This is a genomic window from Brevundimonas sp. (genome assembly GCF_035626535.1).
Taxonomy (GTDB): domain Bacteria; phylum Pseudomonadota; class Alphaproteobacteria; order Caulobacterales; family Caulobacteraceae; genus Brevundimonas.
In genome coordinates this window covers 1-13,006 of record NZ_DASPNO010000067.1, presented here as the reverse complement: position 1 = coordinate 13,006, position 13,006 = coordinate 1, and the positions used below count along the sequence as shown (strand labels likewise).

Here is a 13,006-nt window from a genome sequence, read left to right as displayed (position 1 = left end):
GTAGCCGATCAGGCGGCTCGCGACGAGGGTTTCGACCCGCCCTTGCCCGCTCCGGCCACTGCGGCGCGGCGACGCACGGTACGGGCGGCGTCCCGGGCGTCGATCAGGTCAAGGCAACGGGCGGCCAGCTCGACCAGCCGCAGGGCGTTGACCTCGTCCTCCGCCTCGCCGTCGTTGACCACCGTCAGCGCCTTGTCGGCGTAGTCCGACAGGCGGTCGGTGAGGGACTCAACCAGTTTCTTGCGGTCGGACTCCGCACCGAAAACCGAAGCCGGGCCGCGGACGGCCCCGACCAGCTTCAGCAGATGGCGGACCGCCTGCACCGTCTCGCCCTGGACCGGGGCCGTGAGCTGCGGCGACTTCAGGGTCATGCGGCCGGCGATCCGGACGCGCTCCAGCGGCAGGGCCTTGTCCACGGCCCGGTCGGCGGCGCGCAGGAAGGCGGACAGCTGGCCGGCGATGCTGACCCGCGCGTCGCGAACCGACTTGCCCCAGACGCTGAGCGGATTGAGGGTCAGGGTCACGTCCAGTTCGTTGAGGACGTTGGCGCACCACGTCAGGTCCTCGATGACGGAACCGACGTTGGCGAGATCGGAGCCGGGGCGGAAGGCGCCGATCCGCGCGACCCGCGCACCGACGCCGGCGATCAGACGCTCGACGAAACCCGCCAGCTCGGAGGCGCTCAGGAAGCCCTCCCGCCCGGAGGCGCACGAGCTCTGGGTGATGATGCGCAGGATCAGGACGGCGTCCTCCAGGTGCGAAAACAGCATCTCCAGCACCCGCTGGGCCCCGTCCTCGTGGACCGCGGCGCAGTCCTTGATCAGCAGGCGCAGCTCGGCGATCTGGTCGCCGTCGGGCCGCTTCAGCCAGACCTCGATGGAGGGCAGGCCGCGTCGGGCCAGATGGGCCAGGTCCAGACAGGCGGCGAGGTCGAAAAGACCACGCTCGCGCCTCGCCGGCTCGAGATCCGCGGGCCAGACCAGCTCGGGACGGTCGCGCACGGCGGCGGCGGCGGCCAGGCAGATGCGATCGCAGACCGCCGTGGCGTCGGCGCCCTCCTTGTCCAGCCGCGGCAGCAAGGAAGGCTCGCGCGTCGATCCCGCCTTCCACAGGCGCGGCAGGACGGCCGGAGGAAAGGTCATCGCCTCGACCCCGTCCACACGGGGCCTGAACATCGGCAGCAGGGGCGCCATCACCAGACGGCGGCGATTGCGGTCGAGAACCTCGTCGGCGAGCATGGCGCCGAGCTCCAGCGCCCGGGCCCCCGGGAGGGCCACGGCCGCTGATGAGAGCTTCACCAGCGTGGCGTCGGACGCCTGCTCAATCAGAGCAGCCAGCGCGACGCGGTGGGCGACGGACAGCCCCGACATTCAACACCCTCGCGGCCGGTCACTCGTCCGGCCGCCGCCATGCTGACGAGACGAGGTTAACATCCGCTATCCGGCGGACGGTCACGCCTCGAGCGCGGGCAGCTCCAGCACTGCTTTCAGGCCACCGAGCTCGCTGTCGGACAGGGAGACCCGGCCACCGTAGGCGCGGGTCAGCTCGACCACGATCGACAGGCCCAGCCCTGAACCCGGCGTGGTCTCGTCCATGCGCGAACCGCGCTGCAGTGCGGCCTCGCGCTGATCCTCGGGGAGACCCGGGCCGTCATCCTCGACCACCACGATCATCTGGCCCAGTCCGGTGGAGCCGGCCGAGACACGCACGCGGCGCCGAGCCCATTTGCAGGCGTTCTCGAGCAGATTGCCGAGGAGCTCCTGGAGGTCCTGCCGCTCGCCCCGGAACGCCAGGTTCTCGGGCGAGCGCCAGTCTATGACCACGCCCTTTTCCTCGAACACCCGCTCCAGCATCACGGCCATCTCGTCCAGAACCGGCTCGATGGGGGTGATCTCGCCCAGCATCTGGGCCCGGGCGGCGGCGCGGGCGCGGCGCAGGTGATGGTCGACCTGGGCCTTCATGACCTCGGTCTGACGGCGCACGATGTCGGGCAACGGCCCCTTCTGCTGGCCGGCTTCGGCCAGCATCACCGACAGCGGCGTCTTCAGCGCATGGGCCAGGTTGCCGACGTGGGTTCGCTGGCGTTCGACCGTCTCCTGATTGTGGTCCAGCAGCCGGTTGACCTGTTCGGCGAGGGGCTGAATCTCGAGCGGATAGCTGCGCGCGATGCGCGACGCCCGGCCCATGCGGACATCGGCGATCTCGTTCCTGAGGGCGTAGAGTGGGCGCAGGCCGATCTGCACCTGCAGGAAGACGGCGATCACCAGCCCGAGGCCGAGGATCAGCAGGGCGGTCCAGGTGAAGGTCGCGAACTGCTGGGTGTCGCGGTCGATGTTCGAGCGGTCGATGCCGGCGAGAAACACCACAGGCTCGGCCCGACCGGGCAGCTGCTTCATGCTGGCGGCCACGCGCAGCGGAACCCCGAGCGGCCCCTCCCCGCCGGGACGAAGCCCGTCCGGGTCGTTGTAGCTGATGATGGCGCCCCGCGCGGCGGCGAGGCGGGCGGGAAGCTCGTCGGGGATCGTCAGGCTTTCGCCGGCGAGGGAGGGAGAGCGCACCAGAATGCGCAGCCGGCCGTCCTGCCCCGGCTCGGCGACCGCCCAGTATTTGCCCTGCAGCGGGCTCAAGGTGCGGTCGTCCTTGACCTCGCCGACCGTAAGCCTTCCATCCGCGCCTGCGTTGGTCGCCAAAACCACCTGGTCAATGGTGTTGGCCAAGACGTCGCCGAGCCGGCGCAGGGAGGATTCCTGGTACTGGTTAGTCAGCGCCCAGCCCGTCAGCACGAGGGCGAGCACGATCCAGGCGGAGGCGAGCCAGATCAGGCGACGTGTGAGGCTTCTGCCCGGGCGGCCGAACCAGCGGCCCCACGTGCGCGGCTCGCTGGCCACTCCGGTTTCGCCCCCCGAGCCGTCCGTCACGTGTCGTCGCTCTCCCCGGGCAGGGGCGTCAGCCGGTAGCCGAGACCGCGCACCGTCTCGATCCGGTCCGGTCCGATCTTCTTGCGCAGCCGGCCGACGAACACCTCAATCGTGTTGGAGTCGCGGTCGAAGTCCTGGTCGTAGAGGTGTTCGACGAGTTCGGTGCGGCTGATCACCCGGCCCTGATGCATCATCAGATAGTGCAGCAGGCGGTATTCCAGAGAGGTCAGGCGCAGGGGCTCGCCGTTGACGCTGGCCCGCGCCGCCCGTGGATCCAGCCGGAGACCGCCGCAGGACAGGGTCGAGGAGGCGATGCCGGCCGAGCGCCGCAACAGGGCCCGCAGCCGCGCCAGCAACTCCTCGGTGTGGAAGGGCTTGGTCAGATAGTCGTCGGCGCCGGCGTCAAAACCCGAGACCTTGTCCGACCAGGCGCCGCGGGCGGTCAGGATCAGCACCGGCGTGGTCTTGCCCTCGCGCCGCCAGCGTTCGAGCACCGAGACGCCGTCGATCTTGGGCAGGCCGAGGTCGAGCACGATGACGTCATAGGGCTCGGTGTCGCCGAGGAAATGAGCCTCCTCGCCGTCGGCGGCGTGGTCCACTGCGTAGCCTGCGTCCGAAAGGGCGCCTTTCAACTGGCGCGACAGGTCGGCGTCGTCCTCGACAAGCAGCACGCGCATTCAGCGTTCTCCGATCACCCGGCCCGAGCGGCCGTCCACCATGATGTCTGCGACGCGACCGCCGGGATACTCCCACCGGACCACGATCGTGTCGCCGCGATCGCTGGCGCCGAGGAAGCGTCCAGGACGTCCGGCCGAGGCGCGCTGAACGGCGGCGCCCACGCTGACGCGGGGCGACTGGTCCGACTGGTCGCGAGAGGGCCTCTCGCGAGACGGCTGTTCGCGCTGGCGTTCCGAGCCGCCGCGATCGCCTCCATCGGGACGGCTTCCGCGATCCTGCAGTCCGCCGCCGCCGCCAGCGGCGCGACGCTCCTGCCGCGCTTCGGCGCGGTCGCCGCGATCCTGCGCCCCAGCGGACACGGGCGCGGCGGCGAGCAGGGCGGCGAGGATGTAGGCGGGCATCCGGGTCATGGGCGACGGTCTAGGCCCCAAGCTCTGAACGACGGCTGAACGGCGAGTGTAGACATATTTCACCGTTACCGCGCCCTCGACCCCGAATGAACGCCCGCGCACGACAGAGGCGCATGGATGCGTGCTCACGGACATGAACGCAAGCTGACACAAGCCGTTCAGATCGGGCTCAGGCGCAACATGGTCTTGTAGTTCCAACGCAGCCAATCCGGCGTGCGTGGACCGCGAAGGATAAGACCGATGATGAAGAAAGCCCTCATCCCCGTGCTGGCCATCGCCGCGGCATCCGTCGCGGTTCCCGCCGCCGCCCAGAACTACGACCGCTACGACCGCTATGAGCGGAATGACCGCGACGGTCGATACGACCGCGATCGGTACGACCGTGGCGATCGGTACGACCGTGACGACCGCTACGAGAACCGCGGCCACTGGCAGTCGATCAGCCAGCGCAAATATCAGCTGGACCGTCGCATCGAGGCGGGCCTTCGCAACGGCTCGCTGAGTCGCCGGGAAGCCAGCCGGCTGCAGGTTCAGCTCAACAGTCTGATCCGGCTGGAGCGCAGCTACATGCGCGGCGGCCTGACCCGCTGGGAGCGCAACGATCTGGACCGCCGCTACGACCGTCTGGCCGTTCAGGTCCGCATGGAGCGCCGCGACCGCGACAACCGTCGCTGGTAGCGCCTGACCTTTCCTCCCCGGAAGGTCCGAGGGGCGTCGTCCGCAAGGGCGGCGCCCCTTTCCTATGGCGCGACGCGCAGCCGGCTCTCGATGACGGTGACGGCCCGCCCGCGCAGCAGCACCCGGTCGCCGCGCACCTCGGTCTCGATATCGCCGCCCCGGCCCGGGAACACCTGCCGGAACCGCACCACCGGCCGTCCGAGCTTGTCGGCATAGAGCGGGGCGAGGATGCAGTGAGCCGATCCGGTGGCGGGATCCTCGTCTACGCCGCAGCCCGGCGCGAAGAAGCGGTCCACGACATCGACAACATCGCCTCCGTCCGCATCCGCGCAGACGATGACCTCCCCCGCCTCGCCGGCCTCGCCCTGCAGCAAAGCGAGCGCCGCAATATTCGGCGCCAGCGACCGCACTGCGCCGGCGTCGCGGAGCACCGCCACCAGATAGCGGGCCGCCCAGACCTCGACCGGCTCGGCGCCGAGCGCCTCGGCCAGACCCGCGACAGGACCGGTCAGACGCGGCGGATTGGCCGGGAAATCCATCTCATAGCCATCGATGGCGCGGCGCACGATCAGCGGACCGGAACGGCTGTCGAAGGTCAGGGCCTCTGCGCCGGCGGCGAGTTCGGTCATCAGCACATGGGCCGAGCCGAGCGTGGCGTGACCGCACAGGTCGACCTCGCGGCCCGGCGTGAACCAGCGCAGGCCGAACCGGGCCGGATCGGCGGTGCGCAGCAGGAAGGCGGTTTCGGCCTGATTGTTCTCCCTGGCCAGCGCCTGCATCCATGCGTCGTCGGGCCACGCCTCGAACGGCTCGATCACGCAGGCGGGATTTCCGCGAAACGGGGCGGAAGCGAAGGCGTCGACGGTCCACTGGCGCATCAGGCGATCTCCGGCTGGATGATTGTGAGTTCCGGCCAGCGGGACCGGGCGTTGACCACGGCCCGATCCCAGCCCCTGGCCAACGGCCGGTGCGGATTGGGCCGAATGGTCAGCGAGAAGACGTCCTCCAGCCCGAAAGGAGCAGCGATGCTGATGGTGTCGTCCTCATCCAGCCTCACGCCGACGGCGAAGGCGGGAGCCACGAAACGGGCCAGCGCCTCGTCCGTCTCCGTCAGAGCTTCGTAGGGCTCGCCGAACTTGCCCTCGAACCAAAGATGGACGCGGGCCTGGTTGCGGACCTCGACCATGTCGCGGAACGGCGGCTCGAAGGCGGCTGCGGCCCGCTGGATGACCGCATCTTCCGCGTCCCAGGACGTGTCCGGATCGAAATAGCCGAGGTCGTAGTCGCGGACGCCGTAGCCCGGAGGACGGCCGGTCACCGCGTTCCAGGCGCTCTGATAGACCGCGCCCGAGAACACCCGCCAGTCGTTGAGCTCGAGCCCGCGCACCGTCGTCAGCACCTGCATCAGGCCCGGGTCGGCGCGGACGATCTCCGCCAGCCGGGCTTCCAGATCGCTCACTTCGCCTCCCTCAACGGCCAGCCGTGGTCGAGCGGCCCATGCCCGCGCCCCAGCCCTGGAGCGCGGCGGATGGCCTCCGCCACATAGGCCCAGGCCTCGGCCACGGCGACCTCGAGGGGCAACCCCCTGGCCAGGCCGGCGGCGCAGGCGCTGGCCAGGGTGCAGCCGGTGCCGTGGGTGTGGCGTGTTTCGACGCGCGGGCCCTCCAGCAGGGTCTCGCCGGTCGGCGTCAGCAGCAGGTCGCTCACCGTCTCGCCCTCGACATGGCCGCCCTTCATCAGCACGGCGCGCGCGCCCATGGCCAGCAGCGCCTCGCCCGCTGCGCGCTGGCCGTCGAGGTTCGCGACGGCCAGGCCGGTCAGGGCCTCCGCCTCCGGAGCGTTCGGCGTCAGCAGGGCGGCGCGGGGGACCATCAGAGCCCGCACCGCCTGCACGGCCTCGTCCGGCAGCAGCGGCTGGCCGCCCTTGGCGATCATCACCGGATCGATCACCGTCGGCGCGTCGGATGTGTCGAGGATCGCCGCCACACGCTCCACCACGTCGCTCGAGCCGAGCATGCCGGTCTTGATGGCGTCGGCCCCGATATCGTCAAGGACAGCCCGCGCCTGCGCTTCGATCAGCTCCAGCGGCAACGGATGGACGCCATGAACCCCGAGGGTGTTCTGCACGGTTATCGCCGTGATGGCCGTGGCCGCGTAGCCGCCCATCGCCGTCACCGCCTTGATGTCGGCCTGAATTCCCGCCCCGCCTCCGGAGTCGGAGCCGGCGATGATCAGGACGCGTCCGGGGAGCGAGGTCATGCGCACGGGATGGCCAATCCGGCGTGACTCGGCAAGGTCGAGTTGTATATTGTGGTATGGCTATATTGCTGATACAGGATATTCATGCTCGCCGCCCTGCAAGCCCTCTCTGAACCTCACCGGATGGCCATTCTGTCGATGCTGGCGGACGGCGAACGCCCGGCCGGAGACTTCGTCGAGGCCCTGCCCATCACCCAGCCGACGGTGTCGAAGCACCTGTCGGTGCTGCGCGAGGCCGGGCTGGTCACGGTGCGCAAGGACGCTCAGCGGCGGCTGTACAGCCTGAACCCCGCGCCCTTGAAGGAGCTGGACATCTGGCTGGCCCGGTATCGACGTTTCTGGACCGATCGCCTCGACGCGCTCGAGGCTCAACTCGACAAGGAGTTTCCGCAATGACCGAGACCCTGGAGCCGGGCGTCCGCCTGGGCGCGGAGGCCGGAACGCTGCGCCGCATCGACGGCGGCTGGGAGCTTCGTTTCGAGCGCCGGCTGCGCCATTCTCCGGAACGCGTGTGGAAGGTCCTGACAACCGGCGAGGGGCTGGCCTGCTGGCTGGCCGAGGCGGAGATCGAACTGGTCCCCGGAGGCCGGATGGATCTGAATTTTCGGCAGCCGGATCACGAGTTCATGCCTGACGTCCCGGAACGGCGGCGGCAGTCGAACGAGGTGCTGGTGGTGCGGCCCTTCACCCGTTTCGAGCACACCTTCGGGAGCAATGCCGAGTCGGTGGTGTCGTGGCGGCTCGAGCCGGACGGCGACGGTACGCATCTGACCCTCGTTCACCGGCTGCCAGAGTCGTGGACGGACGCGCGCAGCAAGGTGCTCAGCGGCTGGCATCATCACATGGAGGGGCTCGACGATGCGGCGCAGGGTGTGCGGCATGCGTGGGAGTGGGATCGCTGGTTCGCCCTGCGCGACGCCTATGCGACGGAGCTGGAGAGGGGCGAGTGACCGCTCCCGTCGCCAGCGCCGGCATGCTGATCCGCCGTCCCGTCCCGGAGGTCTTCGAGGCCTTTGTCGATCCGGCGGTGACAAGCCGGTTCTGGTTCACCGACGGCAGCGGCCGGCTGGAGCCCGGCGTCAGGGTCCGATGGAACTGGGCCATGTACGGCGTCGGCACGGAGGTGGTGGTGAAGGTGATCGAGCCGAACCGCCGCGTCCTGATCGACTGGGATGTCGACAGCGAGCCGAATGAGGTCGAGTGGCGCTTCGAGGCCCGGGGCGGCGACGCCTGGGTGACGGTCGAGAACCGGGGCTTCGGCGGCGCGCCCGAGGAGCAGACGGCCAGGGCGCTGGACTCGACCGGCGGCTTCACCCTGGTGCTGGCCGGGGCCAAGATCTGGCTGGAGCACGGCATCGATCCCCGCTTCGTGGTCGACCGGCATCCGGATGCGCGGGTCAAGGGATGGGACGGATGAGCCCGCCCGTCGAAATCCGCGTCGAGAAGCGGTTCCGCCATCGGCCGGAGCGGGTGTTCGACGCCTTCCTCGATCCGGTCAGGGTCGGCGAATGGCTGTTCCACACACCCGAGGGAGTGATGGAGCGGACCGAGTACGATCCGCGGCCGGGAGGATCGTTCGCCATCTTCGAGCGGCGGGGCGCGGACCTGGCGCGGCATTTCGGGCGCTTCGTGGAGATCGAGCGGCCGAACCGGGTGGTGTTCGACTTCCGCGTCGACGAGGCGCCGGACGAGCCGACCCGGGTGACGGTCACGTTGGAGGCGGAGGGCGATGGCTGCCGGGTGGTTCTGACGCACGATCTGGCGCCGGCCTGGGCGGCCTATGCGGAGCGGACCGTCGCAGGATGGACGATGATTCTGGACGGGCTGGCGAAGACGGTGGGAGATTGACCGATGACCGCGAACTGGCTGGACCAGCTGGTCGGCGATTGGACGTATGAAGGCCATGGCGTGCCCGACCAGCCGGAGCATCGCCGCAGCGGGACGGAGACCGCGACACGGCACGGCGCGTGGGTAGTGTTGGAATCGGGCGACGAATACCGCTTCCAGATCGCTCTCGTCCCGAAGACCGGCAGGGCCACGGGCGACTTCATCCATTGGGAGCACCCGACGCTCTGGACCTATGAGGGCGCGGTAGAGGCTGACGGCAAGCTGCACCTGAAGAGCCGGGGGCCCAGCTTCGATGTCGAGGGCGAGACCTGCGACTACGACGACGTCTTCGAGATCATCTCGCCGGATGAGCGCCGGATGACCAGCCGGATGATCGGGCCGGACGGCCAGTGGCGCGACTTCATGGTCACCGACTATCGCCGCAAGGGCTGAGGGAATCTGCCGATGAAAGCCACGCCGTTCCTCATGTTTCAGGGCCAGGGCAAGGAGGCGCTGGCGCTCTATCGCAAGGCCTTCCCCGGTTTCGAGGAGATCCTCGTGCGGGAGCACGCCGAGGGTGGGCAGGCGGGCCAGATCGCCATGGCCAGCTTCCGGATCGGCGGCCTGGAGATCCGGCTGTACGACAGCCCGCCGGTGCACGACTTCACCTTCACGCCGTCGACCTCGACCTTCATCGATTGCGACGACGAGGGCCAGCTGCGTCGGCTGGCCGAGGTGCTCGGCGAGGGCGGCAAGGTGATGATGCCGATCGACAACTATGGTTTCAGCACCCTGTTCACCTGGGTCGCCGACCGCTTCGGGGTGAGCTGGCAGCTGAACCTCCCATAGAAGCCACCGCCGCCTGCACCGCCAGCGCCTGGACCGTTTCGCGAACGTCGTGGACGCGGATGACGGCCGCGCCGTTGCGCGCCGCCTCGAGCGCCAGGGCCAGCGAACCGCCGAGCCGGTCGGACGGCTCGGCGGCAGTGGGATCGATGGACTGGATGGTCCGCTTGCGGCTGGCTCCGTAGAGGACGGGGAAGCCGGGGGCGCCCAGGCGGTCGAGATGGGCGGTCAGGGCGAGATTGTGCTGCACCGTCTTGCCGAAGCCGATGCCGGGATCGAGCCAGATCCGGTCCCGTGCGACACCGGCCGCCACGGCCGCTTCGGCGCGGGCCGCCAGCCACGCGGTCACCTCGGCGACGACATCGTCGTAGTGCGGCGCGGCCTGCATGGTGCGCGGTTCGCCCTGCATGTGCATGAGCACCACGTCGCAGCCGAGCCCGGCGGCGGTCGCAAGACTTTCCGGAGCGAAGCCGAGCGCCGTGACGTCGTTCCACATCGTCGCGCCGGAGGCGACGGCGGCGCGGGCGACGGCGGGTTTCATGGTGTCGATGCTGATCGGTCCCGGCCAGCGGCGTCGCAGGCCTTCGATGACGGGAACGACGCGGGCCATTTCGTCGGCCTCCGGCACGGGTTCGGCGCCCGGCCGGGTGCTTTCGCCGCCGATGTCGAGGAGGGCCGCGCCCTGGTCGACCAGCCGCAGGCCGTGAGCGATGGCGGCCTCGACCGAGCTCAGCCGGCCGCCGTCGGAGAAGCTGTCCGGCGTGACGTTGACGATGCCCATGACGCGCGGGTCGGCCATCAGTCCTTGCCCCCGATCAGCGCCCCGATCGCCTCGAGGTAGGCGGCGAAGGCGCGGCGGCCCTGCTGGGTGATCGACACCCGGGTCAGCGGCTTGTTGTTCACGAAGCTCTTGGAGATGGCGACATAGCCGGCCTCCTCGAGCTTTTTGAGGTGGACCGAAAGGTTGCCCTGGGTGGCCTCGAGGACAGTCTTGAGTTCGGTGAAATCGGCCGCATCCACGTCGGCGAGATAGACCATGATCCCCAACCGCATACGGCCGTGGATGACGTCGTCGATCCGTCCGAGGTCGGCGAGACCCATGGGTCAGGCCGCCTTCGGCCCGGCAACCGCATTGGGTGTTCTGGCGTCGCGGAACATGATCCAGCCCGGCAGGGCGAACAGCAGGAACAGGGCGACGGTGCAGACGCCGAGATACCACATGGGCTCGCGGACCAGCACGCCGAGCGCCACCGCCGTGACCCAGCCGCCCAGCGCCGTGGCCAGCATCCAGCCCTTCTTTCTCAGGGTCCAGGCCATGTACCAGGCGGCGGCCTGCAGGGCGAAGACGATGGCGGCGTAGTACAGCCAGATGGCGAAGTCGTTGTCGCGCATGGCGCCGACGCCGAAGACGATGATGACCGCGGTGTTGGCCATGCCGGTCGCGCTGAAAGCGGCGTTGAGCGTGCGGGTCGCCAGCGGTCCGCGGTTGGCCGGGCCGGCCTTGCGGTCCCGCAGGATCGCCCAGGTCAGCACCGACAGGAAGGCGACGCTGATCATGACGACGAAGACCAGATTGGCCAGATCGGGCCAGCGGATCACCCCAAGCACCTGGCCGACGTGGAACAGGCACTGCAGGCCGTAGAGCAGGCCTCCGGCGAGATAGCAGACGGCCAGCGTCATGGGCGGGCGGGCGCCGCCCTCGGCGATCGACCGCATGAAGGCGAGATCGTCCTCGGCGGAGTGGAGGCGGGGTCTGGCGATTTTTGCGGACATGGGGCGATTCTCCGGAACCGGCTCGTCCCGATTGGGTGGACGAGCCAGTGGACCTTGGCAAGCTATTCGGCCGGGACGACGACCGCCTCGACGGGCCGCCTCCGCCAGGGGATGCGGCGGCCGTTCAGCCAGCGGCCCATGAAGGTGTGCCGGACCATGAGCTCGTAGGTGGCGAGGCAGACGGCGAAGACGCCGACCGAGACGCCGCCCAGCTTGAGCCACCAAGGCCCCGTCCAGTCCTGGACCCAGACCTGGGCCAGCATGACCAGCGGCAGGTGCAGGATGTAGACCCAGTATGAGGCGTCGGCGAGGTAGCGGCGGAGGGGACTGAAGCCGGACAGGAAGCGCAGGCACAGACCCGTGGCGGCAAGGGCGGAGGCGTAGACCGCGAGGGCGACGACGCCGGCGGCGAGGGCCTTCTGCGCGGTGGGCTCGACCATGGGCGTGACGGTCGGACCGCCGACCAGGGTCCATGCGGCGACCCCCGAGGCTACGGCGACCGCGAGGAACAGGGGAGACCAGGCGGCGATCCGGTTCAGCAGATCGCGCCGGCGGTCGAGCAGGAAGCCGAGACCGAAGGCCAGTCCGAACCCGACCAGGGCGGCGGTGTCCGGCACGGCGCCTGCATCCGGCGTGGGCACGGCGAAGAAGGCGATCCACGCCGGATCCAGCCACAGGGCCAGCGCCAGCGGGGCGGCGAGGACGACGGGCGTCCACCAGCCGACCAGAGCGCCCGTGACCCGGTCCACGAAGCGGCCCCAGCCGCCGTCGCGGTCCAGCCATGCGAACGGCGCGCGCAGGATCAGCACAGCGGCGCAGAACAGGCTGAGCACGTACAGGAACCAGAGGTGGGTCAGGGGGAAGTTGGTCCAGTCGTAGGTCGGGGGCGGCGGCGGCGGCGCGCCGGGGACGACCATCCCGTTGGCCCAGGCGTTCCAGACCAGGGCCGTGACGATCCCGGCCATGACCGGGAACCAGAAGGCCAGCAGCGGGCCCGTGATCCTCGACGCCCGGTCGCGGAGGAAGCCCCACCAGCCCTTCCGCGCCAGAATCATGTGGGCGAACAGACCGGCGATCAGGAAGAAGGCCGTCATGCGGAACAGGTGGATGGCGAAGAACAGCCAGGCCGCGCCCATCGAGCGACTGTCATCGGCGACGATCCAGATCTGCTGCGGAAAGAACGATAGGCTGGCGTGCAGCAGCACGCCCAGCAGCAGGGCGCCGCCGCGCAGGGCGTCGAGCCCGTGCAGGCGGTCGACCGGGTTGGAATGAATGGCGGACATGGATCTCTCCCCTCTTGATTGGACTCGTCTACGCCAGACTTGTTTGAATTGCAAACTTGTTGATGCGAGGAGTTCCGTAAGCGACAGGGAGGGCGCGGGACAGCCGGGCCTCGCCCGGTGCTGTTGTGTTGTTACCGTTTCGACGAGACAGGCTGTCCCGCGCGGCCGTTTTCCACACGCCCTCCGACTGGCAGCCCTGCCTTCGGGCCTTTGACGGATCACGCGGCGGCCGCCTTGCGACGACCGACGCGGGGGGGCCTGCCGCCGCGACTGCGACGTCCTCAACCCCGCCAGAAGCGCGCGGCGAGCAAGCAGAGGCCATCCATCGACCTCC

Annotated in this window: 18 protein-coding genes; 7 read left to right on the top strand and 11 right to left on the bottom strand. The window is 69.6% G+C overall.

Features of this window, described 5'->3' with window-relative positions:
- Nucleotides 1-8: 8 nt before the first annotated feature.
- The 4 genes from VEC04_RS10555 to VEC04_RS10540 all read right to left on the bottom strand — a co-directional run bounded on the left by VEC04_RS10555 (nt 9) and on the right by VEC04_RS10540 (nt 4,006).
- Nucleotides 9-1,370 (bottom strand): hypothetical protein, encoded by a 1,362-nt coding sequence (locus VEC04_RS10555; protein WP_324776587.1) that lies wholly within the window; start codon nt 1,368-1,370, stop codon nt 9-11.
- A gap of 81 nt (nt 1,371-1,451) precedes the next feature.
- Nucleotides 1,452-2,918, bottom strand: a complete 1,467-nt coding sequence (locus tag VEC04_RS10550; RefSeq protein WP_324776585.1) for a sensor histidine kinase — start codon at nt 2,916-2,918, stop codon at nt 1,452-1,454.
- Nucleotides 2,915-3,595, bottom strand: a complete 681-nt coding sequence (locus tag VEC04_RS10545) for a response regulator transcription factor (protein ID WP_324776583.1) — start codon at nt 3,593-3,595, stop codon at nt 2,915-2,917. The genes VEC04_RS10550 and VEC04_RS10545 overlap by 4 nt, the downstream gene beginning before the upstream one ends.
- The gene (locus tag VEC04_RS10540) at nt 3,596-4,006 is read right to left on the bottom strand and encodes a hypothetical protein (RefSeq protein ID WP_324776581.1); all 411 of its coding nucleotides are present in this window, start codon (nt 4,004-4,006) and stop codon (nt 3,596-3,598) included.
- 243 nt (nt 4,007-4,249) lie between these two features.
- On the opposite strand from VEC04_RS10540, the gene VEC04_RS10535 reads away from it, so the two are divergent.
- Entirely contained in the window at nt 4,250-4,684 is a 435-nt protein-coding gene (locus tag VEC04_RS10535; RefSeq protein ID WP_324776579.1) for a hypothetical protein, read from the top strand.
- A gap of 62 nt (nt 4,685-4,746) precedes the next feature.
- Here the strand turns inward: VEC04_RS10535 and VEC04_RS10530 are convergent, their stop codons facing one another.
- Genes VEC04_RS10530 through thiD form a run of 3 tightly spaced genes read right to left on the bottom strand, consistent with a single transcriptional unit; the run spans nt 4,747 to nt 6,943 of the window.
- Nucleotides 4,747-5,562 carry a PhzF family phenazine biosynthesis protein gene (locus tag VEC04_RS10530; RefSeq protein ID WP_324776577.1) on the bottom strand — a complete coding sequence of 272 codons (816 nt, stop codon included), beginning with the start codon at nt 5,560-5,562 and terminating at the stop codon, nt 4,747-4,749.
- A complete protein-coding gene (locus VEC04_RS10525; protein ID WP_324776575.1) occupies nt 5,562-6,143 on the bottom strand; it encodes a nucleotidyltransferase family protein in 582 nt (193 codons plus the stop codon). The genes VEC04_RS10530 and VEC04_RS10525 overlap by 1 nt, the downstream gene beginning before the upstream one ends.
- Nucleotides 6,140-6,943, bottom strand: coding sequence for a bifunctional hydroxymethylpyrimidine kinase/phosphomethylpyrimidine kinase (gene thiD / locus VEC04_RS10520; protein ID WP_324776573.1), 804 nt, complete (start codon nt 6,941-6,943; stop codon nt 6,140-6,142). The genes VEC04_RS10525 and thiD overlap by 4 nt, the downstream gene beginning before the upstream one ends.
- Nucleotides 6,944-7,027: 84 nt before the next feature.
- Here thiD and VEC04_RS10515 point away from each other — a divergent pair, with 84 nt between their 5' ends.
- From VEC04_RS10515 to VEC04_RS10490, 6 genes are read left to right on the top strand one after another with little or no spacing between them, the layout of a single operon-like run.
- Entirely contained in the window at nt 7,028-7,339 is a 312-nt protein-coding gene (locus VEC04_RS10515; RefSeq protein WP_324776571.1) for a metalloregulator ArsR/SmtB family transcription factor, read from the top strand.
- Entirely contained in the window at nt 7,336-7,893 is a 558-nt protein-coding gene (locus tag VEC04_RS10510) for an SRPBCC family protein (RefSeq protein ID WP_324776569.1), read from the top strand. Before VEC04_RS10515 ends, VEC04_RS10510 begins: the two co-directional genes overlap by 4 nt.
- A complete protein-coding gene (locus VEC04_RS10505; protein WP_324776568.1) occupies nt 7,890-8,360 on the top strand; it encodes an SRPBCC family protein in 471 nt (156 codons plus the stop codon). Before VEC04_RS10510 ends, VEC04_RS10505 begins: the two co-directional genes overlap by 4 nt.
- A complete protein-coding gene (locus tag VEC04_RS10500) occupies nt 8,357-8,791 on the top strand; it encodes an SRPBCC domain-containing protein (RefSeq protein WP_324776566.1) in 435 nt (144 codons plus the stop codon). The genes VEC04_RS10505 and VEC04_RS10500 overlap by 4 nt, the downstream gene beginning before the upstream one ends.
- Nucleotides 8,792-8,794: 3 nt before the next feature.
- Nucleotides 8,795-9,223, top strand: coding sequence for a DUF1579 family protein (locus tag VEC04_RS10495; protein WP_324776564.1), 429 nt, complete (start codon nt 8,795-8,797; stop codon nt 9,221-9,223).
- 12 nt (nt 9,224-9,235) lie between these two features.
- Nucleotides 9,236-9,619, top strand: coding sequence for a VOC family protein (locus tag VEC04_RS10490; protein ID WP_324776562.1), 384 nt, complete (start codon nt 9,236-9,238; stop codon nt 9,617-9,619).
- Here VEC04_RS10490 and folP read toward each other — a convergent pair.
- The 4 genes from folP to VEC04_RS10470 form a co-directional block, all read right to left on the bottom strand.
- Nucleotides 9,567-10,415, bottom strand: a complete 849-nt coding sequence (folP, locus tag VEC04_RS10485; RefSeq protein ID WP_324776560.1) for a dihydropteroate synthase — start codon at nt 10,413-10,415, stop codon at nt 9,567-9,569. The two genes, VEC04_RS10490 and folP, sit on opposite strands and share 53 nt — an antisense overlap.
- Nucleotides 10,415-10,717, bottom strand: coding sequence for a transcriptional regulator (locus tag VEC04_RS10480; RefSeq protein ID WP_324776558.1), 303 nt, complete (start codon nt 10,715-10,717; stop codon nt 10,415-10,417). Before VEC04_RS10480 ends, folP begins: the two co-directional genes overlap by 1 nt.
- A gap of 3 nt (nt 10,718-10,720) precedes the next feature.
- Nucleotides 10,721-11,389 carry a hypothetical protein gene (locus VEC04_RS10475; RefSeq protein ID WP_324776556.1) on the bottom strand — a complete coding sequence of 223 codons (669 nt, stop codon included), beginning with the start codon at nt 11,387-11,389 and terminating at the stop codon, nt 10,721-10,723.
- A gap of 62 nt (nt 11,390-11,451) precedes the next feature.
- Nucleotides 11,452-12,672 carry an acyltransferase family protein gene (locus VEC04_RS10470; RefSeq protein ID WP_324776554.1) on the bottom strand — a complete coding sequence of 407 codons (1,221 nt, stop codon included), beginning with the start codon at nt 12,670-12,672 and terminating at the stop codon, nt 11,452-11,454.
- Between the last annotated feature and the right edge of the window lie 334 nt (nt 12,673-13,006).